The organism is Acidovorax sp. sif1233 (assembly GCF_019218755.1).
GTDB lineage: Bacteria > Pseudomonadota > Gammaproteobacteria > Burkholderiales > Burkholderiaceae_C > Acidovorax.
Window position 1 is genome coordinate 1,160,531 of sequence record NZ_JAHUWZ010000001.1, and the last position, 26,399, is coordinate 1,186,929.

The following is a 26,399-nucleotide window of genomic DNA, read 5'->3' on the forward strand; positions in this document are numbered from 1 at the left end:
CCCCAAGGAGAACAACGTTGGCGAAAAAGACCTTTCTGGATTTCGAGCAGCCGATTGCCGAACTCGAATCCAAAATCGAAGAACTGCGCTACGTGCAGACCGAGAGTGCCGTCGATATCTCGGAAGAGATCGACCAGCTGAGCAAGAAAAGCCAGCAGCTCACCAAGGACATCTACAGCGAGCTGTCGCCCTGGCAGATCACCAAGATCGCCCGCCACCCCGAGCGCCCCTACACGCTCGACTACGTGCGCGACATCTTCACCGACTTCGTGGAGCTGCACGGCGACCGCCACTACGCGGACGACCTGTCCATCGTGGGGGGGCTGGCACGCTTCAACGGCCATGCCTGCATGGTGCTGGGCCACCAGAAGGGGCGCGACACCAAGGAGCGCGCGATGCGCAACTTCGGCATGAGCAAGCCCGAGGGCTACCGCAAGGCCCTACGCCTCATGAAGACGGCCGAGAAATTCAAGCTGCCCGTGTTCACCTTTGTGGACACGCCCGGCGCCTACCCTGGCATCGATGCCGAGGAACGCGGCCAGTCCGAGGCCATCGGCCGGAACATCTTCGAGATGGCGCAACTCGAAGTGCCCATCATCACCACCATCATCGGCGAGGGCGGCTCCGGCGGCGCGCTGGCGATCAGCGTGGCTGACCAGGTGGTGATGCTGCAGTACGCCATCTACTCCGTGATCAGCCCCGAAGGCTGCGCCTCCATCCTCTGGAAAACCAGCGAAAAAGCGCAGGAAGCCGCCGATGCCCTGGGCATCACCGCCCACCGCCTGAAAGCGCTGGGCCTGGTGGACAAGATCGTCAGCGAGCCCGTGGGCGGCGCCCACCGCGACCACAAGCAGATGGCGGCCTTCCTCAAGCGCGCGCTGGGCGATGCGTTCCGCCAGGTGGCGGACCTGAAGACGAAGGACCTGCTGGACCGCCGCTATGACCGCCTGCAAAGCTACGGCCGGTTCAGCGACACCAAGGCGGAGAGCCGCTGACGGTTCCGGGGACGCTTTCCTGCCCAACACCAACGGCCCTGCGGGGCCGTTGGTGCTTCTGGACAGGGTTCTCCGCCGTTGCCGTGGCCGGGAGGCGCCGATAATCGGCCGCCATGTGCCGCCGCCCCCTTGTTGCCCTTGTTGTTGTTGACGCCGCCACAGGTTCCTGGCCCTTGCCCTGGCGCCACGGGGAGGCATGGACATGACCTTGTCCTTCGACGCGGCCATGCAGGCCTTCGAGCCTGCGCTGCCCCTGGCGGTCGGATTCAGCGGCGGTGCGGATTCCACGGCGCTGCTGCTGGCATGCGCCCGGCGCTGGCCTGGCCAGGTGCGGGCGATCCACGTGCACCATGGCTTGCAGCCAGCGGCTGACGGTTTTGCGCGGCACTGCGAAGACCTGTGCCAAGCCCTGGATGTGCCGCTGGCGGTGCAGCGCCCGGACGCCCGCCACGCGCCGGGGCAAAGCCCGGAAGACGCTGCACGGCAGGCAAGGTACAAGGCATTTGAGGCGGTAGCGCTTGCCAGTCAAGCGCATGATGCTATTAAATCAATAGCAATCGCGCAGCACGCGGATGACCAGGTCGAAACGCTCGTGCTGGCCCTGTCGCGCGGGGCCGGTGTGGCCGGGCTGGCGGCGATGCCCGCCCGATGGCGCCGCGCGGGCATTGACTGGCACCGCCCCCTGCTGCGGGTGGCCGGGGCTGACGTGCGCCAGTGGCTGCGGGCACAGGGGCAGGGCTGGGTGGAAGACCCGACCAATGCCGATGAGCGCTTCACGCGCAACCGCATCCGCGCGAGGATCTTGCCCGTGCTGGAGGCCGCATTCCCTGCGTTTCGCGACACCTTTGCGCGGTCCGCCCTGCATGCTGCGCAGGCGGACGAACTGCTGGAAGAACTTGCACTGCAGGACCTGGCCATCGTGGGCGCACCGCCGCGCATCCGGGCCTTGCAGGGCCTGAACCGCGCCCGGCAGGCCAATGTGCTGCGCCACTGGCTGCGCGTCGAGCACCACACCACGGCGGCCGCGGCGCAATTGAATGAACTGCTCGACCAGGTGCAGTCGTGCACCACACGCGGCCACCGCATCCACATCAAGGTCGGGCATGGTTTTGCCGTCCGGTCCGGGCCGGAACTCGATTGGTACAGTCCAGAGGTGTTGGCCCCCTAAGTGATGTCCATGCGCGGGCTGTCCAGCTTCACGCCCTGGTGCATCGACGTCAACGAAGAAGCCAGGTCCGCACGCGGATCACTTTTGAAAAAGACAAAAAATGCAACAAGCCGTCGTATCCGGCATCACATTCAACCGCGACGAAGCCAAGATCTCCGTGCTGGGTGTGCCCGACAAGCCGGGCATCGCCCACCAGATCCTGGGCGCCGTGGCCGATGCCAACATCGAGGTCGACGTGATCATCCAGAACGTGGGCAAGGACGGCAAGACCACCTTCAGCTTCACCGTGCACCGCAACGATTGCGCGCGCACCGTCGAGCTGCTCAAGGAGAAAGTGGTGCCCGTGCTGGGCGCGCAGGAGGTCGTGGGCGACACCAGCTGCTGCAAGGTGAGCATCGTCGGCAGCGGCATGCGCAGCCACGTGGGCGTGGCGAGCAAGATGTTCCGCACGCTGCGCGAGGAGGGCATCAACATCCAGATGATCTCTACCTCCGAGATCAAGACCTCCGTCGTGATCGACGAGGAGTACGTCGAACTGGCCGTGCGCAGCCTGCGCAAGGCGTTCGAGCTGGACCAGCAAGCCGCCTCACCCGCCAGAAGCGCCCCGGAAATGGGGCATAATAGCGGGATTGGAAACGTGACCGAGTGGCCGAAGGTGCTCCCCTGCTAAGGGAGTATGGGGTGTAGAGCCTCATCGAGGGTTCGAATCCCTCCGTTTCCGCCAGACGCAAAAGCCCTGAGTGATTGATTCACTCGGGGCTTTTCTCTTTTGTGCCCAAGGAACTGGCACCGCAACGGGCATTTCACCCGGTTGCCCGTGCTTCGTCCTGAGGGGCCTCGCGCCGCATTGACGGACAGCCGGGTTGCGTTCGCGGTCCGCGTTGGGGAGTCGCCTGGCGCAGTCCCGCGCCACCACCTGAAGGCTACGAGCCAGCTCCCGCGATGAGTGCCAGGCATCAGGGCGCGAACACCACCGATGACTCTCCCAACTGCTTGCGGCCGCCCCGCTGATCGCCCGATCACGGCTGCCGCCCGGTCGGCTCACTGACGCGCAGCCCCGCAAAGGTCGCGAACTCAAAAAGCGCCGCCCCCTCCGGGCTGCAGCACTTGCACAGGTCTGCCAGCGCTGGTTCGACCTCCTGCAGCGTGAATCAGGGGGGCCGTGTCTCCCGCCGGTACGCGCAGGCTCTTGGTGCCGTCCACAGGATTCGGGCCGGTGCCGGGCGTGCGGCCGATGCGCTCGGCTCTGTGCGCGCCCGTTCAGCTTTGTGTGGATATCAACAGGCTACTTCTTGATTTTCCAGTCGTCGAAGTGGCTGCCCATTAAAAGTATAAAAAATGCCTATGTTTTTATATAAAAAAAGATTGATTGTTTGAATGTTTCTGCGGGCTTAGTCTACGTGCAAGTTAGATCAAACGCGCCGCAAGCACGGCGGAGAACCAACAATGCACGAGTACGTGGACTACATCATCGTCGGCTCAGGGCCGGCGGGTTCAGTCATCGCCAGAAGGCTGAGCGAGCGGACCCATCACAGCATTTGCGTCATCGAGGCGGGTTCCGAGGACAAGGATTTCTTCATTCGCGTTCCTGTCGGTTTCGTCAAAACCCTGTACGGCGGGAAGATCACCTGGAACTACCAGACCGAACCTGCCGCCGCGACGCACAACAGAAAAATTGCCATGCCGCAGGGGCGGGTGGTGGGGGGCTCCAGCTCGGTCAATGGCCTGGTGTATTCGCGCGGTCAGCGCGAGGACTTCGATGACTGGGAAAAAATGGGAAATGCCGGCTGGGGCTATGCCGACGTCCTGCCCTACTTCAAGCGTTCGGAGCGCCGGCTGGGGCCTTGCGATCCGGAGTTTCGCGGCACGGCCGGGGAACTGCCCATCACGAATCCCGACTGGGCTTCGCCGCTGTGCGATGCCTTCATCAAGGGATGCGAGGAATTCGGTATTCCCTGCAACCCCGACTACAACGGCAGGGAGCAGCTGGGCGCGGGGTATTTCCAGCGCTACATCCACAGGAACCGGCGCGTCAATTGTTCCGATGCTTTCCTGCGGCCGGCAATGCAGACCGGTCGGGTGCAACTGAAGACAAACGCCGTGGTGTCGGAAGTCCTGTTCCAGGGCCATCGCGCCGTTGGCGTGAAGTACATCCGGCATGGCGCGTCGCACACGGTCTACGCCAACAAGGAGGTGATCCTCAGCGCGGGGGCCGTGAACTCGCCCAAGATCCTGCAACTGTCAGGCCTTGGAGACTCCGAGCTGCTGCGCCCGCATGGCGTCGCCGTCAAGCAGCATCTGCCTGGTGTGGGCGCGAATTTTCGCGATCACTATACGGTGCGCAGCATTGCGCGGGCGCAAGGCGCCACGACGCTCAACGAGTTGTCCCGGGGATGGCGCCTGGGCAAGGAGGTGCTCAGGTGGTTCGCGGGCAAGCCGAGCATCCTGGCGCTGAGCCCTTCGCTCGTGCATGTCTTCTGGCGAACCCCACTCAGCCCCGCGCGCGGCGACATCCAGATCCTGTTCACGCCGGCCAGCTACAAGGAGGGCAGCAACTACGTGCTCGACGACATGCCGGGCATGAGCACGGGCGCCAGGCAGCAGCGGCCTGAAAGCAGCGGCTATGTGCACATCCAGTCCAGGGACCCGCTGCAGGCGCCGCTGCTCCAGCCGAACTTTCTCAGCCATGAGCTGGACCAGCGCACGCTGGTCGAAGCGCTGAAGCTCGCCCGGCAACTGATGGCCTCCTCGGCGATGGCGCCCTACCTGGTGAAGGAGCTGCAGCCTGGCAAGGACATCGCCACCGACGACGAGTGGCTGGACTATGCCCGGCAGAAGGGCACGACCGGCTATCACATGGTGGGCACCTGCAAGATGGGTCCGCGCGAGGACCGCATGGCCGTGGTCGATGCCGCGCTGCGGGTCCATGGCTGCGAAAACCTGCGCGTCGCGGATGCGTCCGTCATGCCCCAGGTTCCGTCCGCCAACACCCTGGCCGCCAGCCTGATGGTTGGCGAAAAGGCGGCCGACATGATTTTGGCGAAGTAAAGCATCTATGACTGGAGACAACGCAATGTCAGCATCCCTTCCCCAAGTTCTCGAATCCGTTTCGACGCTGAGCCTGATCGCGGGGCAACGCGTGGGTAGCGGCGCCAGCTTCGCCGTGCGCGACCGCTACTCGGGCGAGACGATCGCCCAGGTGGACCAGACCTCCCGGGAGCACATCCGGCAGGCCGTGGCCGTGGCGCGCCGCCATGTGAAGCAGGCGCCGGACGGCTACAAGCGTTCACGCATCCTGCGCAAGGCGGCGGAGATCATCCAGGCCCGCAGACAGCGCTTCATCGACATCATGGTGCTGGAGGCGGGGTTCACCGCGGCAGAATCGTCCGGTGAAATCGACCGCGGCCTGGATACGCTGGAAATCTCGGCCGAGGAGGCCAAGCGCATCTGCGGCGAGATGATCCCCATGGATGGCAACCCCGGCCAGAAAGATCGCATTGCCTTTACCCTGCGCACGCCGGTGGGCGTCGTGTGCGCCATCACGCCTTTCAATGCGCCGTTCAACGCCTTGCTGCACAAAATCGCACCGGCCATTGCCGCGGGCAATGCGGTCATCCTGAAACCTTCTGGATACACCCCGTTGACTGCCAGCCTGATCTGCGACGTTCTGCTGGAGGCCGGCTGGCCCGCCGAACTCATTTCCCTGGTCCATGGAGAAGGCGCGGAGGCGGGGGAATGGCTGCTGGACGAGCAGGGCATCGACTTCTACACCTTCACCGGCAGCACGCGGGTCGGCCGCATCATCCAGCAAAAGGCGGGCAGCCGGCGCACGCAGCTCGAACTGGGCAGCATCGCCTGCACGGTGATCTGTGAAGACGCCGATCTCGACATGGCCTTGCCGCGCATTCTGCGTGCCACGTTCCGCAAGGCGGGCCAGGTGTGCACGTCGATCCAGCGCCTGTATGTGGCGCAATCCCGGGTCGAGGAAGTCGCGGCCCGGCTGGAACAGGCCACGCGCGCGCTCAAGAGCGGCGATCCGCGGCAGGCCGGGACCGATGTGGGGCCGATGATTGCCGAGAAAGAGGCCATGCGCGCGCAGGCCTGGGTGCTCGAGGCGGTGGCCCAGGGCGCACGGCTGGTCACGGGCGGCCAGCGAGAAGGGTCCGTGCTGGAGCCGACGATCCTGGCCGACGTGCGACCCGGGATGAAGGTGGTGGACCAGGAAATCTTCGCGCCGGTCGTCACCCTGATGCCGTTCCAGACGGTGTCCGAGGTCATCGACAGCATCAATGCCACGCCCTACGGCCTGGCCGCCGGTGTCTTCACCAATGACGTGAACACCGCTTTCTACATGGCCCGCCATCTGCGCGTGGGCGGCTTGCATGTGAACGAAACCTCCAGCTCGCGCAATGACGGCATGCCTTATGGCGGCGTCAAGGACAGCGGCTACGGCTTCGAAGGTCCGAAGTATGCGATCCGCGACATGACCGACGAAAAGGTCGTGACGTTTTCGCTGAGCACCCCGGCCTGAGATGGCTCGGCGCCCCGCAGCGGACGCCGCGAATTTCACCAGCCCGCATGCGCCCTTGCTGAGCGCAATGGCCTTTGCTTGCCGTTCGAAGAGTGGCCGCCACGCTGGCCCACCGCGTGTGGCCACCGCCTCCCGAGGAGGCCGCCTTTTGTCGTGGGGCGGCCTGGCGGCAAAAGATGAAACCGACCGTTGCTTGATTTTTTTGGAGACAAACCATGAATACGAAGAAGACTTTCAGCATCTCGAAGATCGTGCGCGTCGTGCTGGGCCCCCTGGGGCTGGCGTTGAGCCTGGGGGCGCAGGCCGGGCCTTATCCCGAGCGGCCCATCAGCTTGATCGTTCCATATACCGCAGGGGGGGCGACAGACGTCTTGGCCAGAATGCTGGCCAAAGGCCTGTCTCAGGAACTGAAACAGCCGATCGTCGTGGAGAACGTTCCCGGTGCCGGGGGATCGATAGGCCAGTCGCGTGTGGCCAGGGCCGCGGCCGATGGCTACACCCTCCTTCTGGGCAATGTCGGAACGCTGGCTGCGAATGCCTCGGTCTACAAAAATCTGCCTTACGACGTTCTCAAGGACTTCACCCCGCTCGCCTCCGTGGGTGATGCTCCGCAGGTGCTTTCGGTGCGCGCCGATTTCCCGGCGTCGAACCTGGATGAATTCGCCGCCTATGCCAAGACCCATGGCGCAAAAATGAACTTCGGCGATGCGGGCGTCGGCTCGGGCGCCTTCCTGGGGGGCGTGCTGCTCAACGCAGGCCTGGGCATCAACGTGCCGCCCGTTCACTATCGTGGCGCGGCCCAGGCGACGTCCGATGTGATGGCCGGGCAGATCGACTACACCGTGGAAAGCAGCAGCACGGCGGTCGGCTCGATTGCATCGGGCAAGATCAAGGGGCTGGTGGTGCTGAGCGCGCAGCGCGTGGGCGTGCTGCCGAACGTTCCCTCGGCCAGCGAGACCTCCTACAAGAATTTGAACTACACCATCTGGAACATGCTGCTGGTCAAGAAGGGCGTTCCCATGGCGACGGTCAATACGCTCAACGAGGCCATCAACAAGACGCTGGCCCAAGCGGACCTGCTGGAGCGTTACAGGCAAATGGGCCTGGCGGTCCCCAGCGCCGCGCAGCGCAGCACGGAAGGCGCCGAGAAGCTGCTGGCCGAGGAAGTGGCGCGCTGGCAAAAGCTCTTGAGCGAAGCGGGCGTGAAACCGGAGTAGAGGCAAAGGCTCTCCCGGCCTCCCAGTCTCATTGGAACGTGGAGATGGTCCTGGCCAAGGCCACCAGCTTGCGGATGACGGTCTGGCTCTGGTCCATGCCCCACGCGGCATTGAAGGAAATGCGGGGAAAAGCCGGTGCGCCTTTCAGCGCAATGAGTTCGCCGCTTTTCAATTCCGATTCAATCAGGGGATAGGTCATCAAGCCGATGCCCGTGCCGCAGCGGAGCAGCTCCTTCAGTGTCAATACATCGCCGCAGATATCGATCTTGATGCGGAGGCTGTTCTCCTTGACGAGTTTCGCCAGGATCGGATGCATGGGCGATTCTTTGGACAGCGACCACACCGGCTGCGAGCGCATCAGTTCCAGCCAGTGGGTCGCGGATTGGTCACCCTCGCGCCCCACAAGGGCCGGCGAGCCCACCAGCATCACGTCGACAGAGCCTATGGGCTCCACATGAAAGCGGTCGGAGGTCAGGGAAGGCGTGGCCATGAACACCAGGTCCAGGTGGCCCGTCTCCAGCTTGTTGACGCTCAGCGAGGTCTGCCCGACCTCCACCTCAAAATTCAGTTGCGGCATGGCCGCCCGCGCAGCGGTAATGAACTGCGAAAACCAGGTCTGGCCGATCAGGCCGGCAATGCCCAGGCGTATGAGCCCCGAGGCATGGGAGGCATCGTCGAGCGTGTGAATGACATCATCGATGGCGGCCAGGAGGGGCTTGATCTGCTGAACCAGCTCCCGCCCTTGCGTCGTCAGGTCCATTCTGCGGCCACGCTTGTGAAACACCGGAAAGCCCAGCCTTCCCTCCAGCTCCCGCATGCGCGCGGAAACCGTGGGCTGGGTGGTGTACATGTGGTCCGCAGTGGCCTGGAAACTGCCTAGCTGTGCAATCTGGCACAGCGTCTGGAGATGCAGGATATTTACTTTCGCCATGTGGCCCTTTGTCGAATTCAGTGGACTCTGCCCCTGAGGCTACCTCAGGAGTCCTTGGTTCGGGAGGCAAAGCCCCGTCAGGGCAAACACAGTAAGCTTGGGCCATTGTTTCAATGCTCCAGGTGCCATGCGTATCGCCGTTCTAGAAGACGATGCCCTTCTGCAAGATGTCCTTCGCGCCGCGACCCAAGGTGCGGGGCACGTGTGCCATGCGTACATGACAAGCGAATCCCTCCTCAAGGATTTGCGCCATCAGACGTTTGACCTCTTGATACTGGACTGGCACCTGCCGGATATGGACGGGCCGGAGGTTGCCCAGGCCGTCCGCAAGGTCAGGCCCGATGCGATGCCGATTCTGTTCCTCACCCGGCGCAACGGCGAGCAGGATGTCATCGAGGGGCTGACCTCTGGCGGCGATGACTTCATGACCAAGCCCGTCCGCATGGGTGAGTTGCTGGCGCGTATTCAAGCGTTGCTACGCAGGGCGCACCCGACCGTCATGGCGGATGTGCTGGACTTCGGTCGGTACCGGTTTGAACCCAGCACGCGGACGGTCGTGCTCGACGGCAAAAGCATCGAGCTGAAGAACAAGGAATACGAACTCGCGTTGTGCCTCTTTCAGAACCTCGGGCGCTTGATGTCGCGGGACCATCTGCGCGAGAAGGTATGGGCAGACGCCAGGGATGTCCACACCCGCACGCTTGACACACACGCCTCACGGATTCGGACCCAATTGCTCCTGACCCCGGACAGCGGCTATGCACTTTCCGCCGTCTATGGGATCGGCTACCGGCTCGACAAGATTCACCAATCCGGGTGATGATGGGCTGGGGTGGCTGCAGCCTTGCAGGTCCGTAGGTTCGAAGGCGCAGCCTTGGTATTCCGGTTGCACCTGCCTGCGCCATAGGCGGCATGTCCACGGTCTCCCATCTTCCCGCGGTCTCTCGTTTTTCTTCCCCTCTGACCATGTCCCATCGCTTTTCGCTTCATTGCCTTGCCTTGTGGCTCGCGGCCATCGCCCTGCCCGGATGGGGCGCAACGCCGAAGGCACCGCAAGGGGGTGTCAAGGTCATGCACTGGTGGGTCGCGGGCGGAGAGCGTGCCAGCATGAATGCGGTTCGTGACCATGCCCTGCTGAATGGCGTGGGATGGGCCGAGCACTCGTCTGCCGGCAGTGGGACGGCCCGCTATACCGAAGCGCTCGCCAAGCGCCGGCTGGGCCCCGAAGCTCCCACGGTCGCGCAGATGATCGGATTTGAAATCCATGCCTGGGCCCGCAAGGGCTTGCTGGAGAACCTGGACGACATTGCAATGCGCGAAGAATGGGACGAGGTCGTTCCCATGGACATTCAACGCTTGTCCAAATGGAACGGTTCATGGGTGGCGACCCCTTTCAACGCCCATTCCACCAACTGGCTGTGGGTCAACAAGGCACTGGCACAGCAGCTTGGGGCAGCGCAGGCGCCAGACGGTTGGGCGGATCTCATTGCCCTGCTGGACAAGGCCAAGGCCAGCGGCGTGTTGCCGCTGGCCATTGGCCACGAAGCGTGGGAGCACACGTTGCTGTTCGAGTCCGTGGCCGTGGGGGTCGGGGGCGCGCAGTTCTACCGCAAGGCATTCATCGACCTGGATCCCGGCGTGCTCGATGAGGCCCGGCTGACGCTGATCTTTGACCGCATGAAACAGCTGGCGGGCTACCTGGGGCCCCGTTTTCCGACACGGCGCTGGGACGAGGCAACGACATTGGTCAGCCGGGGGGAAGCCCTCTTGCAGGTGCAGGGCTCCTGGGTGGACGGCGAATTCACGGCAATGGGCCTGGCGCCCGGGCGGGAATACGTCTGCTGGAGGTTTCCCGATACCCAGGGGGTCTACCTGTTCAATAGCGATCAGTTCGTCTTTCTGCGCCAGCCTCAAGGCCGGCAACCCGCCCAGGCCGCGTTCGCCACGGTCGTCATGGGCCCGGCGCTCCAGGAAGACGTGAACCTGCGAACTGGTGCCGCGCCGGCGCGGGTGGATGTGTCCAACCAGCGCTTCAACAGCTGCGGGCGCCGCAACATCACCGACATGCGCAACGCCAACATGCGCCGGGCGATGATGGGCTCCATCGCAATGGGCAACGCCAACCCTCCGGCGGTCAAGACCGCCATCTACGAGGTCGTGTCCCGGCACTTCAAGGGGGAGTTGAACACGCCCGACGCGGTCAAAGCCCTTCGCGGCGCCATCGCACAGGCCAGCCGATAAGCCGTCGCCCATCCACCGTACCTCTGACCATGTTCCTCGCAAGACACATTTCACATTGGCGCCTGGCGGCAAAGATCGTTTTCCTGGTCGCCTTGATGGGCCTGATTTCCGTGGCGATCACGGTCTACGCCACCACCCAGATGCGCAGCATCGACCAGCGATACACGCACCTCATCGCAAAGGAGGCACAAGGTGCCCTGGAGCTGAGCGATGCTGCGCTATTGCTGTCGGAATCCAACCGCATCGTGTATGCCGTCCTGACCGCGCAGGAGGAAGCAACGATGCTGGCGGAGCTCGAATCGCTCAAGCGGTTGCATGGGGGGTTCAACGCCAAGGTTGCTTCGGTGCTGTCGCTGATGCCGGATGAAGCAGCTGCCCTGCAGGCCATCGGCCAGCAGGCCGACTTGTCCTTTGCACAGGCCAACCGCATCGTTGAATCCGCCGCCCGCTGGCGCGGCGACCGCGCCTTGCAGATCATCCACGATGAGTTCGAGCCGGTGCTGCGGTCCCTGCAGCGGGACATGGCGCAGCTGCGCAGCAGATCTGTCGCGGGCTTCCAGCAAGCGAGCCAGCAACTGGGCGAAGCGACGCGCACCACGGTGGCGACTACGTTGCTCGGCGTGGGCCTGGGCCTGCTGTTCGTGATGGCGCTTTCCGGGTGGGTGGGGGTTCATCAGATATCAAGACCCATCGCGCGTCTGACGCAAGGCATGCATCAGCTCACCTTGCGCCAATACGACACCCCGGTGCTGGGCACCGACCGCCGGGACGAGGTGGGTACCATGGCGAAGGCGATGCAGGTTTTCAAGGACAGCATGCAACGCGCAGACCGCCTGGCCATCGAAGTCGCCGCCAGCGCCGAGGCGAGGCGCCTGTCGGAGCAACTCGTAGACCTGACCAGCGCGATTCCCGGCGCGGTGTTTCAGCTCCATGTGCAGCCGGATGGCACCCGCCGCTATCTGTATGTGAGCGACAAGGCGGAGGATCTGCACAGCCGCACCGCAAGGGAACTGCTGGGGGACGAGGGCCGGATCGGCGTTGAGTACGGAAACGCGGGCGATACGGCGCGCGATCGGTTCATGAACAGCCTGGGCACACTGGAGCCGGTTCACTTCGCGGTGCAAATGGAGCGGGGTGGCCAGACGGTCTGGCTCGAGACGCTGGCGACAGCGCGGCGAACCCCCGACGGAGGCGCCTTGTTCAACGGTGTATGGCTGGATGTGACGCAGGCCCAGTTGCAGGCCCATGCGCTATCGAAAGCCAAGGAGGAGGCCGAACGCACGGCGGAAGAAAGGGCCGAGTTCCTGGCGATGATGAGCCACGAGATCCGCACGCCACTGAACGCCATCCTGGGATTGACCCAGCTAGCGCTCAAAGACCGGCTGGACAGCCCGCAGCGCGAGCGGATCGAGAAGATGCAGCGGGCTGGCCGGCATCTGCTGGGCATCGTCGACGACATTCTTGATTTCTCGAAGATCGACGGTGGCCACATGGTTCTGGAGCATGCGCTTTTTCAGCCGCGCCAGATGGTTGGTGATGTCGCTGGCATGTTCATCGACAAGGCCGATGGAAAGGGGCTCGAGCTGCAGATTGACGTGGACAGCGACGTGCCAACGGCAGTGTTTGGCGATTCGCACCGGATGGGGCAGATCCTCATCAACTATGTCAACAATGCCATCAAGTTTACGGAACGGGGCACGGTCTCCATCCACCTGCAGCTGGCGAACGAACACAGCCAAGGCCTGTTGCTGCGCTGCGCCGTGCGGGATACGGGGATCGGCCTCTCGCCCGACCAGGAGGCCGGGCTGTTCCAGGCGTTTCACCAGGCCGATGCCTCCATCACCCGCCGCTTCGGCGGCACGGGCTTGGGGCTGGCGATCTCCCGCCGCCTGGCCGACTTGATGGGCGGCGCCGTGGGGGTGGCGAGCACGCCGGGAGTCGGCAGCACCTTCTGGTTTACCGCGCTGGTTCAGAGGACCACGCCGGCCTCCGGGGAACACATCGCGCACCTCCCTCAGGCAGCGCCCGATATCGCAGGACTGAGCGGCTTGCGCGTGCTGGTCGTGGACGACAACGAACTCAATCGTCTCGTGGCGCGCGGCCTGCTGGAAGCCGGGGGCATGCGTGTTGACCTGGCCGAGGACGGGGCGGCCGCACTGGACAAACTGCAGTCCGCCCCCGATGGCACCTACGCCGCCGTGCTGATGGATATGCAGATGCCCATCATGGACGGGCTTACGGCCACGCGCGAGCTGCGCGCACAGCCGAGATTCGCTGCGCTGCCCATCGTGGCCATGACAGCCAACGCCACGGCGCGGGACATCGAGCGGTCCCGCCAGGCGGGCATGAACGACCATCTCATCAAGCCTGTCCTGGAGAGTAATCTCTGGGACACGCTCCACCGCTGGATTCTGCCGGGCGACATGCAAGCCAGGGCGCGCCATGTTCCTGCCACGATTGCATTGCAGGCCAGGGAAAGATATGGCGTGGACTTTGATCCCGCCGCGTTGGAGGAAATGCGCGCAGGCTTGTCCCCCGCAGAGCTCAGCGCCTTGACGGCGAAATTCGAACAGGACTGCACCCAGCGTCTGCGGCGCCTGGAGCAGGCCGCCACGGACAACGACCGGGCTCGGCTGCGCAAGGAAGCGCACGATCTTGCGGGCACGGCAGGAAGCTTTGGCCTCAATCGACTTGGTGAACTGGCTCAGACGCTGCATTCGTTGGCCTCGCTGGAAGCTGCAGGCGAACGCTCCTTTGCCATCCCGCTGCAGGAGCTGCGGTCATGCGCGGAACGTGGGCTGAAGGAAATGCGCGACGCCGTTGCATCGCACGATGCGGAGCCCCACCCGGCCAGCCCCTCGCGCTGGTGAATGCTCCGGCATCGAATTCAATCCCGCCAGGATTGACCGGTGGGCTGCCCCGGCCATGCTCAACGCGCAATCCGTCTGCCGGGCGCTGCTGAGCCATGGATGGGGCAAATACGCCCGACCTATTCCTCCGTCGCGCAATTGGCCCGCTTGAGCGCAGCATCTATCCAGGCGTTGTCCTGGGAGCCGTCCGCGATCTCCGCCACCATCACGGCCTCGATCTCCTGCTTCTTGTGCGCAGCGGCCAGCAACTGCTCGGCCTGGCCGTAGGGCACGCAGAGCAGGCCATCGTCGTCGCCGATGACCAGGTCGCCGGGTTCGATGACCATGCCGTCGATGGCGATGGGCACGTTGATCTCGCCGGGGCCATCCTTGTAGGGGCCGCGGTGCGTGACGCCGGCGGCGAACACGGGGAAGCTGTCCTTTCGCAGCACGGCGCTGTCGCGGATGGCGCCGTTGATGACGATGCCCGCAAAGCCCTTGAGCTTGGCTTCGCCCACCATGATCTCGCCGATGAGTGCGTTGGTGAGGTCGCCGCCCGCGTCCACCACGATCACGTCGCCGGGTTGCGCGATTTTCAAGGCCTTGTGGATCAGCAGGTTGTCGCCAGGGCGGGTCTTGATGGTGAGGGCCGGGCCGGCCATGGCGGTACCATCGTGCATGGGGCGCAGGCGTGGGCCGCCGGCCGTCATGCGCGACATGCAGTCGCTGACGTTGGCCACGGGCACGTCGAGGAATTGCCGGGCCAGTTCCAGGCTCACGGCGCGTTGGCGCTTCAAGATTTGGCAGCCGATCATGGTGTGGTTCTCACTGGGATGGTGGATAAGTGATGGGTGGAGTGATCAGTCGAGCGTGGTGCCCGAGCTCTTGACGATGGGCGCCAGGCGCGCGCGGTCGCTGGCATAGAGCCTGGCCATGTCGTCGGGCGTGCCGGTGATGAGCTCGGCGCCGGAGTCCGCGATCTTCTTGGCGGTATCGGGTGCGTTCACCACCTTGTTGATGGCCTCGTTGAGCTGCCTGACGATGGCGTCCGGCGTGCCGGCCGGGGCCATCACGCCCCACACGCTGGCCAGCTCCACGCCCTTGATGCCGGACTCGGTGTAGGTGGGCACGTCAGGCAGCAGCTTGGAGCGGCGCGCGGTGGTCACGCCGATGGCGCGTACCTTGCCCGACTGGATGTGCGAGAGCAGCGTGGGGATGGAGCCCATGTACATGTCGATGCGCCCGCCCAGCAGGTCGGGCATGGCCTGGGCCATGCCGCGAAACGGCACGTGCGTGAACTTCACGTTGGAGCTTTTCTGCCAGGCCTCGCTGATGATGTGCGAGATGGTGCCGGTGCCCGGCGTGGCAAAGCTCAGGCGCCCGGGGTCCTTCTTCGCGGCCTGGATGATGTCGTCCAGGGTCTTGTAGGGCGAGTCGGCGTTCACCACCAGCACGGCCGGGCCGGCGGCCACCAGGGCCACGGCGCGCAGGTCCTTGTCGGGGTTGTAGGTGAGCTTGGTGTACAGCAGCGGGTTGAGCACCACGTTGTCGGTCTGCGCCATCACCAGGGTCAGCCCGTCGGCGGGGGCCTTGGCCGTCTGGTCCAGCGCCAGGTTGCCGCCGGCGCCGGGCTTGTTCTCCACCACGATGGCCCAGCCGTAGGCATCGGTCAGCTTGGTGCCGACCAGCCGGGTCAGGTTGTCGGTGCCGCCGCCCGCCGGGAAGGGCACGATGAACTTGATGGGCCGTTGCGGGTAGTTGCCCTGGGCATGGGCCGGGGCGATGGTTGCCGTGGCGGCCGCCATGGCCAGCAGGCCGCCGAGGGCCAGGGTGCGTCGAGTCAAGGTCATTGCGAATGTCTCCTGTAGTGATGTCGGTCGGTGGGCGCGGGGTGCGCGCTGATCAAGGGTGGCTGGCGAGCACGTGGCGGCCCAGCCAGGCGATGGCTTCGTCGGTGGAGGTGCCGGTGAAAGGCTGTGCCGCATGGGCCTGTGCGGTGGCGGCAAACAACGATTCGACGGCGGGCGAGACGACCGGCGCCAGGCCGTGGCGGGCCATCTGCTGCTGCGCCTCGGCCACCTCGTTGCGGCGGCGCGCCGCGTGCGGGATGTGCGTGCGCACCATGGATTCCATCAGCGTGCGCAGCGGTGTCTCGTCGATATCCTGCAGCACGGCATACAACTGCTCGCGCAGGCCCATCTGCTGGGCCGTGACCAGGCATTCCACCGCGAGCGCCTCGACTCCCTTGGTGTAGATGCTGCGCAAGAGCTTGAGCGAGGCGGCATCGCCCGGCTGATCGCCCACCACGCGGACCGATCCACCGAAGGGCGAGAACAATTCCTGTACAAAACCGGCCTTGCCGCCGGCCACGAGCAGCGGCGTCTTCTTGCCGCCCAGGTTGACGGCCCCTGTGATAGCCACGTCCACGAAGTGGACCGCCGTGCCGTGTGCGCCGCGTTGGGCCAGCTCGCCGCATTCACGCATCTCGCCGGGGTCGGCCGTGGTCATGTCCACATACAGCGCCCCATCCTGCAGATGGGGCAGACAGGCCTCGAACAGGCTGCGCGCCACGGTGCCGAACACGGCGCTCACCACCACGTCGGCCCCGGCCAGCCAGGCCCCGGGCGCGGTATGCACCTGCGCACCGGCGGCCTGCACGGCGGCAGCCACCGCTGCGCCTGGCTGCAGGTCGCACAGGCCCGCCAGGCTGTGCCCCTGCTCCAGGAAGGCCTGCATGTAGCAGGCGCCGACCATTCCACCACCCAGGATTGCGATTTTCATGAAAGTACAAATTTAAAACATTTATGCCATCTTATTGAGTGTGACGGGAGTGGTTTCATAGGGATTTCCCGTAGATCAAGGTGAATTTGCACTTATTTTGTATTTTTCTGAAGTCGCCTCCAGAGGCGGCATTGACTGCACGGCTCACCTAGAATGAGCGCACTCCATCCCATCCCCTTGGTGCAAAAACAGTGCAAAACGTGAAAGACAAGGCGTACGAGGTTCTGCGGCAGCGGCTCATCGGCGGGCACTACCGCCCGGGTGAGCAGCTCAAGGAAGAGCCCATCGCCCGCGACCTGGGGCTGAGCCGCACACCAGTGCGCAATGCGCTGCACCGCCTGGTGGAAGACGGCCTGGCGACCGATGGCGCGGGCCAGGGCATCCGGGTGTCGGAGTGGAGCGACTGGGATGTGGAGGAGACCTTCCAGTTGCGCATGCTGCTGGAGCCGTATGCCTCGTTCCTCGCGGCCACGCGCGGCGGCGAGGGGTTGGCCGATGAGCTGGAGGCCAGCAACCAGCGCATGGAGGCCGGCATTGCCGCTGGCCACGATGGCATCGCCGAGGTGCAGTCCGCCAACCGGGATTTCCACCACGCGCTGATCGAGGCGTCGGGCTCGCCGCGCCTCAAGACCATGCTGGCGACCATGATCGACATGCCGATCATCAAGCGCTCGTTCTACATCTACACGCCCGAAGAACTGGTGCAAAGCCTCCACCATCACCGCGATCTGGCGATTGCCGTGCGCGCCAGGGATGGTGAGCTGGCCCGGCAGGTCATGCAGCTGCATCTGCGCATGTCCTACCACCGGTTCATGAAACACCGGGTCGAGTACCGGCAGGACGGCGCAACCCCTCCATCTTCCTCTCGATAAGTTACCCGTATTGGGCTCGAAAGAAGGTGCGGAGTTCCTATGGAGAAAATGGGCTGTTTCCAGGGGCCGCCCCGGGTGGCACGGCGAGGAAGTAGCTGGCTTAAAAAGGGGCCCGCACGAGGCGGGCCCAAACGCTTCATCTACCGATGCCTGACACACCGGCAGCTTCATGGTGCTCCGGACGCCATCCCTTCGCCTGTAGGACCAGCGCCGCTTGATCTATCAGCGGGCGCGCGCCGGGAGCCTCGGCGCAAGGACGTTCGAAAAAAAGCCCGCACGAAGCGGGCTTGAACTTGCTCAAGGCAAGAGGGGAGGGTGTCGCCAGAGGATAGCGACGAGGGCATCGTAAAGCGAACGCAATTCCCGCGGTGTCGGACAAAGCCGCGTCAGTTGGGCGTGGCGTCACAGCGCATTGAGCGGAATCTTGAGGTAGGAGATCCCGTTGCTTTCCGCTGGCGGAGCCTCCCCCGCGCGGATGTTGATCTGTACTGCCGGCAGGATCAGCACAGGCATGTCCAGTGTCGCGTCGCGGCGGGTGCGCATGGCCACGAAGCCAGCCTCGGTGATGCCGTCGTGGACGTGGATGTTTCGTTCCCGCTGCTCGGCGACGGTGGTTTCCCACGCGGGCTCGCGGCCTGCGGGCGGGTAGTCGTGGCACATGAACAGCCGGGTTTCGGGTGGCAGGCCCAGCAGCTTGCGCACCGACTGGTACAGCATGTGTGCGTCGCCGCCCGGGAAGTCGCACCGTGCCGTGCCCACGTCGGGCATGAACAAGGTGTCGCCGACGAATACCGCGTTGCCTACCTGGAAGGCCATGCAGGCGGGTGTGTGGCCCGGTACCGACAGGGCCCGGGCCTGCAGGGTGCCAATGGCGAATGCCTCCCCGTCGGCGAACAGATGATCGAATTGGCTGCCGTCGGCCCGGAAACCGGGCTCCAGGTTGAAGATGCCTTTGAAGGTGTTTTGCACCTTGGTGATGGCGGCGCCGATGGCGATCTTGCCGCCCAGCGCTTCCCGCAGGTGGTGCGCGGCCGACAGGTGGTCTGCATGGGCATGGGTTTCCAGAATCCACTGGACCGTGAGTTGCTGCGCCGTCACGAAGGCCATCACCTCGCTCGCCGCCGCGGTGCTGGTGCGGCCCGATTTGGGGTCATAGTCAAGGACGGAATCAAGGATGGCGCAGTGGCCTCCGGGATGATCGAACACCACATAGGTCACGGTGTGGGTGGAGGGGTCGAAGAAGGCGTGGACCTGTGGTTGCATGGGGGTACCCGTCGAAATCAATAAAGAAAATTATAGTTTGTATAAAAATATATTGTTTTACAATCCACCCGATTCCCTTTCCGCCTAAGGAGTACCGCGCATGCAGATCGACTGGAACCATTTCACCCCCTGGTCTGCCTTGGCCGGGGGCATTCTTCTGGGGCTCGCGGCCGCGGGCTTCGTGCTGCTCAATGGCCGGGTCTTGGGCATCAGCGGCATTGTCGGAGGGCTGCTGCGGCCGCGCAGCGGAGATATTGCGTGGCGTATTGCCTTGGTGCTGGGCCTGCTGGCCGCGCCCGCGCTCTACCGCGGTGTGGTGGGCGCCAGCCAGGGCCCCCGGATCGATGCCAGTTGGGCAATGGTGGTGCTGGCCGGCCTGCTGGTGGGCCTTGGCACCCGCTACGGCGGGGGCTGCACCAGCGGCCATGGCGTGTGTGGCCTGGCGCGCCTGTCGCCAAGATCACTGGTGGCCACGCTGGCCTTCATGGGGACGGGTTTTGCCAGTGTTTTTGTCATCCGGCACGTTCTGTCCTGACGGCGTTGCGGATGCCGGTGGTCAACATTTTCAATTTTCTGGGAGCGGCCCATGCGCCACCGTATCGCTGAATTCGCCGTCGGCCTGGTCTTTGGCCTGGGCCTTGTGGTTTCGGGCATGACCGATCCGGGCAAGGTCGTGGGGTTTCTGGATGTGACGGGGCTGTGGGATCCCTCACTGGCCTTTGTGATGGGCGGGGCCGTTGCGGTGAGTGCCCTCGCATTTGCCGTGGCGCGCCGGCGCACCAGGGCCTTCCTGGGCGGGGCCATGCACTTGCCTGCATCGCGCGGCATCGACAGGCGCCTGGTGGCTGGCAGCCTGCTATTTGGCGTGGGGTGGGGGATGGCGGGGTTCTGTCCGGGGCCCGCCATCGTGTCGGTCGGGGCCGGGGAGCCCAAGGCCATGGCGTTTGTGGGGGCCATGCTGGTGGGCATGGCCGGTTTCGAATGGATCGAGCGCCGCCGGGCCTTGCGCGCCACCCGTGCTGGCTGATTGATGCGGACGGGCCCGCACGATCCACGCTTGCAGAAATGGTGGCTGGGTCGAGGCGGCGCTTTCACAGACCGGAGGGACCGGTGACTGCGGGTGGGGTGCTGGCCCGGGCCCTTGCTGGCGGGGCTGCATCCGTGGGGGGCATCAGCCCCCGTGCATTTCCTGCAGGCGCTGCTTCTCCGCGGCGGGCGTCTCCAGGAATTCCCGCTGCACCTGTTCGCGTGTCTTGGGCGTGCCGGTATTCCTTTGCGGCAGGGCATAGCCGCGCGCGAGCAGGGCGAGGCTGCCGTCCTTGCGGGCGGCTTCGATGTCCCGCAGGACGTCGCTGCGTTGCTTTCCCCCTTGCAGGTGGTCCGGGTGCGTGGTGTAGCCCACCTCGCCGCCCGCCGGGTGATACAGGGATGAGGCGGTGGCGACGGCAGGCATCGCCATGGCGAGCGCTGCCAATGGCGCGAACAAGGCGGTGCGTGCGTTGAGGATGGTTTTGCGGGACATGGAGGGTGTTTCCTTTCAGGGGGAGTGATCCGGGGTTGCATGCCCTGGCCGCAGGTGCCTGCCAGTGCATGGGGATACTGTAAAAACGCCATGCCGACAGGGTGCCCACCGCTGCCTGACGAATTTGTAATCGCGGCCCCCGCCATGTTCTTTGACAATCCGGGCATGAAAGTTCTGCTCATCGAAGACGAAGTCAAGCTTGCGCACTACCTGCGCAAGGGGCTCGCGGAGGCCGGATATGTGGTGGACGTGGCGCACAACGGGGTCGATGGCCTGCACATGGCCCTGGAGGGCGACTACGCGCTGCTGGTGCTTGACGTGATGCTGCCCGGCATCGACGGATTGAGCCTGCTTGCCGCGCTGCGCAAGACCCGCCAGACCCCTGTGCTCATGCTCACGGCCCGTACCAAGGTGGAGGACCGCGTGCTGGGCCTGCAGTCGGGCGCGGATGACTATCTGGTCAAGCCGTTTGCTTTCTCCGAACTCATGGCGCGCATCGAGGTCATCGTGCGGCGCAGCCGGGCGGCGCAACCAGGATCGGCGTGCGCCACGGTGCTGCAACTGGCGAACCTGGAAGTGGACCTGTTGCGGCGCAAGGCCACGCGCGCGGGCCAGCGCCTGGACCTGACGGCCAAGGAGTTTCTGTTGCTCACGCTCTTCCTGCGCCGCCAGGGGGAAGTGCTCTCGCGCACCGAGATCGCCGCCCAGGTATGGGACATGAACTTCGACAGCGAGACCAATGTGGTCGAGGTCGCCATCCGGCGGCTGCGCAGCAAGATGGACGTGCCCTTTCCCGAACCCCTGCTGCACACCATCCGTGGCATGGGGTATGTGATGGAAGCGCGCGGCGCATGACGGGCACGCGTGCACCCGGGTCGCTGCGCCGGCGGCTGTCCTGGTGGCTTGCCGCGCAGAGCCTGGCGGGCCTGGGCGCCGTGTGCCTGCTGGTGTATCTGGTCACGGCGGCGGGATTTCGCGAACGGCAGGACAGCCAGCTGGAGCAGAAGGAAGCCGTGGTGCGGCATCTTTTGTCGGGCGGGGGAATGCACCCCATGCCGCAGCCCTGGAACGACGTCCATCTGCTGGATGATTTCCTGGCCGGGCACGACAACTTCCGGCTGCGGGTGTCGACCGGGGAGGGGGAGGTGCTCTACCCCCGTGTTGCGCGGGGCGATCCGCCGCTGCTGGCCTGGCGCGAGCGCAGCTTCGAGGTGGCGTCCCAGCGCCCAGAGGCGCCCGGCCGCGTGCTGCGGGTATGGCTGGCGCTGGACATCCAGGCCGATGAGCAGTTGCTGCGCCGCATGGCCGTCACGCTGTGGGTCGCTGCGCTGGCGGGCGCGGTGGTGGTGTCGCTGGGCGGCTTCACGCTGGTCCACCTGGGGTTGTCGCCCGTGCGCGCCCTCTCGGCGCAGGTGCGGGCGCTTTCGCCCGACACGCTGCACCAGCGCCTCGGCACGGAAGGGCAGCCCGCCGAGTTGCAGCCGCTCGTCGAGCAGTTCAACGGCCTGCTCGGCCGGCTGGAAAAGGCCTATGTCCAGGTGGAGGGATTCAACGCGGATGTGGCCCATGAACTGCGCACGCCATTGGCGACATTGCAGGCCAGCAACGAGCTGGCGTTGCGCGGGCTGCTTGGCGGCGGCGCGGGCAATGCGGGAGAGCTGGGCGAGGTGCTGGCCTCCAACCTGGAGGAATTGCAGCGCCTCACGGGCATCGTCAACGACATGCTTTTTCTTTCCCAGGCCGACCGGGGCGCGGGCGCCCGCCGCGAGTCCACCCCCAGCCTCGCCCGGGTGGTGGCGCAGGTGGCGGAATTTCACGAGGCCGCCTTGGCGGACGCGGGGCTGGCATTGCACATCTCGGGTGATGCGGCGGGGCAGTTCGATGTCCCGCTGCTGCACCGAGCGCTGTCCAATCTCATCGGCAATGCGGTGCGCCACGCCCGCCAGGGTACGGCGGTGCAGGTGCGCATCGCTCCCCTGCCGGGAGGCGGGGGCGGAGTGATGGTCGTCAACGAGGGGGAGACCGTGGCGCCCGAGGTGCTGGCGCGGCTGTTCGACCGATTCTTCCGAGCGGATCCCTCGCGGGCCCACGGCCAGAGGAACCATGGCCTGGGCCTGGCCATCACGGACGCCATAGCCCGCATGCATGGCGGGCGGACGGTGGCCACATCGTCTGGCGGGGTGACGGCCATCGGCCTGGAGCTGCCTGCCAGCTAGGCAGGGGGCGATCCTGTCCGCGCGGGGCCGAAGGAGGCGGAGCCCCCGGGGGCGGGCCCTCCTGCTCCTGGCGTGTTTCAAGCCAGGGCTGGTGGCACGGAGCCTGGTCGGGTGTTTCGGGGACGGCCTATTCGTCGATCGACGCGCTCCAGCGGTCTCCCCAGCTGCGCGCGCCCACGCGCTCGATATCGCGCCGGTCGCGCTTGGTGGGGCGGCCCTCCTGCAGCGTGGCGGCGGGTTCGGGGGCCAGCCGCCGCTGTTCGGCAGCCTGTTCACGCGCCGTGATGCTGTCCGCCGTTTCCTCGTACAGTTGCTGCGCAATGGGGGCGGGTCCGCGCGCCCCGCTCAGGCCCCGCACCAGCACCGTGCGGGCGAGGGGGCCCTGGCGCAAGGCCACGGTATCGCCGCAGCGCAGGTCGCGTGCAGGCTTGGCCAGCTGGCCGTTGACCGTCACGCGGCCCTTGCCGATCTCTTCGGTGGCCAGGCTGCGCGTCTTGTAGAAGCGGGCGCACCAGAGCCACTTGTCCAGCCGCATTGTCTCCGAGGTGTTCATGCGGAGGATTGTGACGCGTGTGCGTGGTTTGCACTGTCAGCCGATGGCGCAGCCAGTGGCAGGCGTACAACGGCATCCAGGCCCGCCACCCGGTGGCCCACCACGCGGTTGGTCAGCGAGATACTGCCCCCGATGGCCTCCACGATCTCGCGGCAGATCGCCAGGCCCAGGCCGCTGCCGGCGCGCACGTCGCCCGCCGAGAACGGCTGGAAGAGGCGGGCCGCCAGCTCGCCGTCGATGCCGGGGCCCTGGTCGCTGAGGGTCAACGCCACATGGTGGCTGTCGGTGCGCAGGTCCACCGTCAGCTCGCTGCCCTGCGGCGCATGGCGCACGGCGTTGTGCAGCAGGTTGCGGCTCAGTTCGCGCAGCATCCACTCGTGGGCCTGGACCCGCGCGGGCACGGTCTGTATGCCGAAGTCCAGGTCGCGCTGCGCGATCAGTGGTGATATCTCCAGCGCCACGGTGCGCAGCACATCGTCCAGCCGCGTGGTGGGCGGTGCGCTCTGCTGGCGCAGTTGCTCCACCTTCGCCAGCGCCAGCATCTGGTTGGCCAGCTGGGTGGCGCGGTCTACCGTGTCGCTGATCTCGTGCAGGGCCTGCCGGGGCTCCACGTCGCCCCGCAGGGCCGATTGCACCTGGGTCTTCAGCACGGCCAGGGGGGTGCGCAGCTGGTGGGAGGCATCGCGCACGAAGCGCTTCTGGTGGCGCAGCAGGTGGCGCAGGCGCTGCATCACTTCGTTGGTGGCGTCGATCAGCGGCTGCAGTTCGCGCGGCGTGGAGGGGGCGGCGATGGGGCTCAGGTCGCCCTCCCGGCGGTCCTGCAGCTGCAGGCTCAGCTGCCGCACGGGATGGATGGCCCGCTGCACCACCAGCACCACGGTGAGGGCGATCACGGCAATCAGCAGGGCCTGGCGCAGCAACGTGTTGCGCAGGATCTGCAGGGCCAGCGTTTCACGCACTTCGAGCGTCTCTGCCACCTGGATCACGGCCATGGCCCGGCCTTCGGAGCTGGCCACGGGCTGCAGCAGGACGGCCACGCGCACGTCGCGGTCGCGAAAGCGGTCGTCGTAGAAGTCCACCAGCGCGGCGTAGGGCGGGCGGTCCGGGATCTTTCCACGCCAGACAGGCAGTTCGGCAAACCCCGAGACCAGTTCGCCATGCAGGTTGGAGACGCGGTAGAACATCTGGCTCTGGTTGTCGGCCTCAAAGGCTTCCAGGGCCGAGTAGGGCACGGTGGCGCGCAATTCGGCCGCGTCGTCAAAGCCTTTCACGTCGAGCTGTTCGCTGATGGTCTTGGCGGACGCCAGCAGCGTGCGGTCGTAGGCGGTGTGCAGCGATGCCAGCGTCTGCTGGTACAGGCTGAAGGTATTGAAGCCGATGAACAGCGCCACCGGCAGCAGGATGCCCAGCAGCAGGCGCCTGCGCAGCGAAGGGTGGCGGTGCCCGCCGGCGGGGGCTGCGGTCATGCGTCGGTCCGCAGCAGGTAGCCCAGCCCGCGCAGCGTCATGAGGGTCAGGCCGGTGCCCGCCAGTTTCTTGCGCAGGCGGTACACCACGACCTCGATGGCCTCGTACTGCACATCCAGCTGGCCGGGGAACACCAGCTCGTACAGCCGCTCCTTGGTGACGGCGTGGCCTGGTTGGGCGAGCAGGGCGTGCATGAGCGCCAGCTCGCGCGGCGTCAGCTCCATCACCTCGCCCTGGAGATACAGCGCGCCGCTGTTCTTGTCATAGCGGATGGCACCGATCTGCACGGTGCTGGGAGCCAGCTGCGTGCCGGGTAGGGGGTCCGCGCTGCGGCGTACCAGGGCACGCAGCCGGGCCTCGAGTTCGTCCAGGTCGAAGGGCTTGGGCAGGTAGTCGTCCGCCCCTGCGTTCAGCCCCATCACCCGGTCGCCCACGGTGCCTCGGGCGGTGAGGATCAGCACCGGCGTTCGCAGGCCGCGCGCGCGCGCCTGCTGCAGCACCTGCAGGCCGTCGAGCCCGGGCAGGGTAAGGTCCAGGATGACGGCGTCGGGCTGGCGGGACGCCCACTGGCTCAGGGCGGATTTGCCGTCGCCCACCGCGGTCACCTCCATGCCGCGCCGGGTCAGTGCACGGTGCAGGGTCGCCTGCATGGTGGGGTCGTCTTCAACGAGGAGCAATTGCATGCGCGGCACCATAGCATCGTCTCATCGCATGCGCCGTATGGGTGTTTTCCCTGAGTCGCAGGACAGCCGTTTGACAGGCAGCGCGCGCATCATCGAACGGTTCGCAAACCTTACAAGGAGACACCATGCGTCGCGATATGTTTCTGAAATCACTGGCTGCCATGGCCGCCGCCGGCGTGCTGCCGGTATCGGCCCAGAGCGCCCACGCCATCAAGATGATGATTCCCGCCAACCCTGGCGGTGGCTGGGACACCACGGGCCGTGCGCTGGGCAAGGCCATGCAGGATGCAGGCGTCGCGTCGTCGGTGTCTTATGACAACAAGGGCGGCGCCGCTGGCGCCATCGGCCTGGCCCAGTTCGTCAACGCCAGCAAGGGCGACCCGAACGCCCTGATGGTGATGGGCGCCGTGATGCTGGGCGGCATCATCACCGGCAAGCCGCCCGTGGGCCTGGACAAGGTGACCCCGCTCGCGCGCCTGACCAGCGAATACAACGTGTTCGTGCTGCCCGCCAATTCGCCTTTCAAGTCCATGAAGGACGTGGTGGACCAGCTCAAGAAGGATCCCGGCAGCGTGAAGTGGGGCGGTGGCTCGCGTGGTTCCACCGAGCACATCGCGGCAGCGATGATCGCCCGCGAAGTGGGCGTGGACCCCGCCAAGATCAACTACGTGGCCTTCCGTGGGGGTGGTGAGGCCACCGCCGCCATCCTGGGCGGCAACGTCACGGTCGGCGGCAGCGGCTACAGCGAGTTCGCCGAGTACATCACCGCGGGCAAAATGCGCGCCGTGGGCGTCACCTCGGGCTCGCGCCTGAAGGGCGTGAACGTCGCCACGCTCAAGGAGCAGGGCATCAACGTGGAAATCGGCAACTGGCGCGGCGTGTACGGCGCGCCTGGCATCACCCCCGAGCAGCGCAAGGCGCTGATCGAGGCCCTGTCCAAGACCTTCAAGCACAAGGCCTGGCAAGATGCGATGGAGAAGAACGGCTGGACCCCCGCATGGATGGCCGGCGACGAGTTCGCCAACTTCGTGGATGCCGAGTTCGCCAGCATGCGCGCCACCATGGCCAAGTCGGGGATGATCTGAGGCCAGCAAGTTAGGCCTCGGCTGCG

The 26,399-nt window shown here is 65.6% G+C and carries 23 protein-coding genes, 1 tRNA gene and 1 pseudogene; 16 read left to right on the top strand and 9 right to left on the bottom strand.

Going from position 1 to position 26,399, the window contains the following annotated elements:
* Nucleotides 1-17 precede the first annotated feature (17 nt).
* The 7 genes and pseudogenes from KW843_RS05300 to KW843_RS05330 all read left to right on the top strand — a co-directional run bounded on the left by KW843_RS05300 (nt 18) and on the right by KW843_RS05330 (nt 7,911).
* Nucleotides 18-995 (top strand): acetyl-CoA carboxylase carboxyltransferase subunit alpha, encoded by a 978-nt coding sequence (locus KW843_RS05300; protein WP_218294027.1) that lies wholly within the window; start codon nt 18-20, stop codon nt 993-995.
* Nucleotides 996-1,197: 202 nt separating this feature from the next.
* Nucleotides 1,198-2,163 carry a tRNA lysidine(34) synthetase TilS gene (gene tilS / locus KW843_RS05305; RefSeq protein ID WP_218294028.1) on the top strand — a complete coding sequence of 322 codons (966 nt, stop codon included), beginning with the start codon at nt 1,198-1,200 and terminating at the stop codon, nt 2,161-2,163.
* 9 nt (nt 2,164-2,172) lie between these two features.
* A pseudogene (locus tag KW843_RS05310) lies at nt 2,173-2,749 on the top strand (ACT domain-containing protein); the annotation flags it as partial.
* A gap of 45 nt (nt 2,750-2,794) precedes the next feature.
* Nucleotides 2,795-2,887, top strand: a tRNA-Ser gene (locus tag KW843_RS05315).
* A 722-nt stretch (nt 2,888-3,609) separates the two neighbouring features.
* Complete coding sequence (locus KW843_RS05320; protein WP_218294029.1) at nt 3,610-5,211, top strand: GMC family oxidoreductase; 1,602 nt, start codon at nt 3,610-3,612, stop codon at nt 5,209-5,211.
* 25 nt (nt 5,212-5,236) lie between these two features.
* Nucleotides 5,237-6,694 (top strand): aldehyde dehydrogenase family protein, encoded by a 1,458-nt coding sequence (locus KW843_RS05325; protein WP_218294030.1) that lies wholly within the window; start codon nt 5,237-5,239, stop codon nt 6,692-6,694.
* Nucleotides 6,695-6,909: 215 nt separating this feature from the next.
* Nucleotides 6,910-7,911 (top strand): tripartite tricarboxylate transporter substrate binding protein, encoded by a 1,002-nt coding sequence (locus tag KW843_RS05330; RefSeq protein ID WP_218294031.1) that lies wholly within the window; start codon nt 6,910-6,912, stop codon nt 7,909-7,911.
* Between the two features lie 28 nt (nt 7,912-7,939).
* Here the strand turns inward: KW843_RS05330 and KW843_RS05335 are convergent, their stop codons facing one another.
* Complete coding sequence (locus KW843_RS05335; protein ID WP_218294032.1) at nt 7,940-8,842, bottom strand: LysR family transcriptional regulator; 903 nt, start codon at nt 8,840-8,842, stop codon at nt 7,940-7,942.
* A gap of 127 nt (nt 8,843-8,969) precedes the next feature.
* Between KW843_RS05335 and KW843_RS05340 the strand changes: the two genes are divergently transcribed.
* The 3 genes from KW843_RS05340 (at nt 8,970) to KW843_RS05350 (ending at nt 13,953) form a co-directional block, all read left to right on the top strand.
* Nucleotides 8,970-9,662, top strand: coding sequence for a response regulator transcription factor (locus tag KW843_RS05340; protein WP_218294033.1), 693 nt, complete (start codon nt 8,970-8,972; stop codon nt 9,660-9,662).
* A 92-nt stretch (nt 9,663-9,754) separates the two neighbouring features.
* Nucleotides 9,755-11,083: an ABC transporter substrate-binding protein gene (locus KW843_RS05345; protein ID WP_218294034.1), complete on the top strand. Its 1,329-nt coding sequence runs from the start codon at nt 9,755-9,757 to the stop codon at nt 11,081-11,083.
* A 29-nt stretch (nt 11,084-11,112) separates the two neighbouring features.
* A complete protein-coding gene (locus KW843_RS05350; protein WP_218294035.1) occupies nt 11,113-13,953 on the top strand; it encodes an ATP-binding protein in 2,841 nt (946 codons plus the stop codon).
* Between the two features lie 119 nt (nt 13,954-14,072).
* Here KW843_RS05350 and KW843_RS05355 read toward each other — a convergent pair whose 3' ends face one another.
* The 3 genes from KW843_RS05355 to KW843_RS05365 are packed head-to-tail and all read right to left on the bottom strand — an operon-like array spanning nt 14,073 to nt 16,713.
* Nucleotides 14,073-14,747 (bottom strand): RraA family protein, encoded by a 675-nt coding sequence (locus tag KW843_RS05355; RefSeq protein ID WP_218294036.1) that lies wholly within the window; start codon nt 14,745-14,747, stop codon nt 14,073-14,075.
* 45 nt (nt 14,748-14,792) lie between these two features.
* Nucleotides 14,793-15,782 carry a tripartite tricarboxylate transporter substrate binding protein gene (locus KW843_RS05360; protein ID WP_218294037.1) on the bottom strand — a complete coding sequence of 330 codons (990 nt, stop codon included), beginning with the start codon at nt 15,780-15,782 and terminating at the stop codon, nt 14,793-14,795.
* A gap of 52 nt (nt 15,783-15,834) precedes the next feature.
* Entirely contained in the window at nt 15,835-16,713 is an 879-nt protein-coding gene (locus tag KW843_RS05365; protein ID WP_218294038.1) for an NAD(P)-dependent oxidoreductase, read from the bottom strand.
* A gap of 191 nt (nt 16,714-16,904) precedes the next feature.
* Between KW843_RS05365 and KW843_RS05370 the strand changes: the two genes are divergently transcribed.
* Nucleotides 16,905-17,585, top strand: a complete 681-nt coding sequence (locus KW843_RS05370; RefSeq protein ID WP_218294039.1) for a GntR family transcriptional regulator — start codon at nt 16,905-16,907, stop codon at nt 17,583-17,585.
* A 402-nt stretch (nt 17,586-17,987) separates the two neighbouring features.
* Here the strand turns inward: KW843_RS05370 and KW843_RS05375 are convergent, their stop codons facing one another.
* On the bottom strand, nt 17,988-18,848 hold the full coding sequence (locus KW843_RS05375) for an MBL fold metallo-hydrolase (protein WP_218294040.1): 861 nt from the start codon (nt 18,846-18,848) through the stop codon (nt 17,988-17,990).
* Between the two features lie 100 nt (nt 18,849-18,948).
* Here KW843_RS05375 and KW843_RS05380 point away from each other — a divergent pair, with 100 nt between their 5' ends.
* Both KW843_RS05380 and KW843_RS05385 read left to right on the top strand, forming a co-directional pair.
* Entirely contained in the window at nt 18,949-19,383 is a 435-nt protein-coding gene (locus KW843_RS05380; protein ID WP_218294041.1) for a YeeE/YedE family protein, read from the top strand.
* A 51-nt stretch (nt 19,384-19,434) separates the two neighbouring features.
* On the top strand, nt 19,435-19,875 hold the full coding sequence (locus tag KW843_RS05385) for a DUF6691 family protein (RefSeq protein ID WP_218294042.1): 441 nt from the start codon (nt 19,435-19,437) through the stop codon (nt 19,873-19,875).
* 144 nt (nt 19,876-20,019) lie between these two features.
* On the opposite strand, the gene KW843_RS05390 is transcribed toward KW843_RS05385, so the two are convergent.
* Nucleotides 20,020-20,370 (bottom strand): DUF4148 domain-containing protein, encoded by a 351-nt coding sequence (locus tag KW843_RS05390; protein ID WP_218294043.1) that lies wholly within the window; start codon nt 20,368-20,370, stop codon nt 20,020-20,022.
* A 165-nt stretch (nt 20,371-20,535) separates the two neighbouring features.
* Here KW843_RS05390 and KW843_RS05395 point away from each other — a divergent pair, with 165 nt between their 5' ends.
* Both KW843_RS05395 and KW843_RS05400 read left to right on the top strand, forming a co-directional pair.
* Entirely contained in the window at nt 20,536-21,225 is a 690-nt protein-coding gene (locus KW843_RS05395) for a heavy metal response regulator transcription factor (protein ID WP_218294044.1), read from the top strand.
* Entirely contained in the window at nt 21,222-22,586 is a 1,365-nt protein-coding gene (locus KW843_RS05400; protein WP_218294045.1) for a heavy metal sensor histidine kinase, read from the top strand. Before KW843_RS05395 ends, KW843_RS05400 begins: the two co-directional genes overlap by 4 nt.
* A 127-nt stretch (nt 22,587-22,713) precedes the next feature.
* Here KW843_RS05400 and KW843_RS05405 read toward each other — a convergent pair whose 3' ends face one another.
* Genes KW843_RS05405 through KW843_RS05415 form a run of 3 tightly spaced genes read right to left on the bottom strand, consistent with a single transcriptional unit; the run spans nt 22,714 to nt 25,288 of the window.
* On the bottom strand, nt 22,714-23,139 hold the full coding sequence (locus KW843_RS05405) for an RNA-binding S4 domain-containing protein (protein ID WP_218294046.1): 426 nt from the start codon (nt 23,137-23,139) through the stop codon (nt 22,714-22,716).
* Nucleotides 23,136-24,605, bottom strand: coding sequence for a sensor histidine kinase (locus tag KW843_RS05410; RefSeq protein WP_218294047.1), 1,470 nt, complete (start codon nt 24,603-24,605; stop codon nt 23,136-23,138). Before KW843_RS05410 ends, KW843_RS05405 begins: the two co-directional genes overlap by 4 nt.
* Nucleotides 24,602-25,288 carry a response regulator transcription factor gene (locus KW843_RS05415; RefSeq protein ID WP_255591356.1) on the bottom strand — a complete coding sequence of 229 codons (687 nt, stop codon included), beginning with the start codon at nt 25,286-25,288 and terminating at the stop codon, nt 24,602-24,604. Before KW843_RS05415 ends, KW843_RS05410 begins: the two co-directional genes overlap by 4 nt.
* 125 nt (nt 25,289-25,413) lie before the next feature.
* Between KW843_RS05415 and KW843_RS05420 the strand changes: the two genes are divergently transcribed.
* Nucleotides 25,414-26,373: a tripartite tricarboxylate transporter substrate binding protein gene (locus KW843_RS05420; RefSeq protein ID WP_218294049.1), complete on the top strand. Its 960-nt coding sequence runs from the start codon at nt 25,414-25,416 to the stop codon at nt 26,371-26,373.
* Nucleotides 26,374-26,399 lie beyond the last annotated feature (26 nt).

Bases quoted from the DNA above. Each gene is read 5' to 3' on its own strand.
- tilS (WP_218294028.1), top strand. From the start codon at position 1,198: ATGACCTTGTCCTTCGACGCGGCCATGCAGGCCTTCGAGCCTGCGCTG.
- KW843_RS05320 (WP_218294029.1), top strand. From the start codon at position 3,610: ATGCACGAGTACGTGGACTACATCATCGTCGGCTCAGGGCCGGCGGGT.
- KW843_RS05325 (WP_218294030.1), top strand. From the start codon at position 5,237: ATGTCAGCATCCCTTCCCCAAGTTCTCGAATCCGTTTCGACGCTGAGC.
- KW843_RS05330 (WP_218294031.1), top strand. From the start codon at position 6,910: ATGAATACGAAGAAGACTTTCAGCATCTCGAAGATCGTGCGCGTCGTG.
- KW843_RS05335 (WP_218294032.1), bottom strand. From the start codon at position 8,842: ATGGCGAAAGTAAATATCCTGCATCTCCAGACGCTGTGCCAGATTGCA.
- KW843_RS05340 (WP_218294033.1), top strand. From the start codon at position 8,970: ATGCGTATCGCCGTTCTAGAAGACGATGCCCTTCTGCAAGATGTCCTT.
- KW843_RS05345 (WP_218294034.1), top strand. From the start codon at position 9,755: ATGTCCACGGTCTCCCATCTTCCCGCGGTCTCTCGTTTTTCTTCCCCT.
- KW843_RS05350 (WP_218294035.1), top strand. From the start codon at position 11,113: ATGTTCCTCGCAAGACACATTTCACATTGGCGCCTGGCGGCAAAGATC.
- KW843_RS05355 (WP_218294036.1), bottom strand. From the start codon at position 14,747: ATGATCGGCTGCCAAATCTTGAAGCGCCAACGCGCCGTGAGCCTGGAA.
- KW843_RS05360 (WP_218294037.1), bottom strand. From the start codon at position 15,782: ATGACCTTGACTCGACGCACCCTGGCCCTCGGCGGCCTGCTGGCCATG.
- KW843_RS05365 (WP_218294038.1), bottom strand. From the start codon at position 16,713: ATGAAAATCGCAATCCTGGGTGGTGGAATGGTCGGCGCCTGCTACATG.
- KW843_RS05375 (WP_218294040.1), bottom strand. From the start codon at position 18,848: ATGCAACCACAGGTCCACGCCTTCTTCGACCCCTCCACCCACACCGTG.
- KW843_RS05380 (WP_218294041.1), top strand. From the start codon at position 18,949: ATGCAGATCGACTGGAACCATTTCACCCCCTGGTCTGCCTTGGCCGGG.
- KW843_RS05385 (WP_218294042.1), top strand. From the start codon at position 19,435: ATGCGCCACCGTATCGCTGAATTCGCCGTCGGCCTGGTCTTTGGCCTG.
- KW843_RS05390 (WP_218294043.1), bottom strand. From the start codon at position 20,370: ATGTCCCGCAAAACCATCCTCAACGCACGCACCGCCTTGTTCGCGCCA.
- KW843_RS05395 (WP_218294044.1), top strand. From the start codon at position 20,536: ATGAAAGTTCTGCTCATCGAAGACGAAGTCAAGCTTGCGCACTACCTG.
- KW843_RS05400 (WP_218294045.1), top strand. From the start codon at position 21,222: ATGACGGGCACGCGTGCACCCGGGTCGCTGCGCCGGCGGCTGTCCTGG.
- KW843_RS05405 (WP_218294046.1), bottom strand. From the start codon at position 23,139: ATGAACACCTCGGAGACAATGCGGCTGGACAAGTGGCTCTGGTGCGCC.
- KW843_RS05410 (WP_218294047.1), bottom strand. From the start codon at position 24,605: ATGACCGCAGCCCCCGCCGGCGGGCACCGCCACCCTTCGCTGCGCAGG.
- KW843_RS05415 (WP_255591356.1), bottom strand. From the start codon at position 25,288: ATGCAATTGCTCCTCGTTGAAGACGACCCCACCATGCAGGCGACCCTG.
- KW843_RS05420 (WP_218294049.1), top strand. From the start codon at position 25,414: ATGCGTCGCGATATGTTTCTGAAATCACTGGCTGCCATGGCCGCCGCC.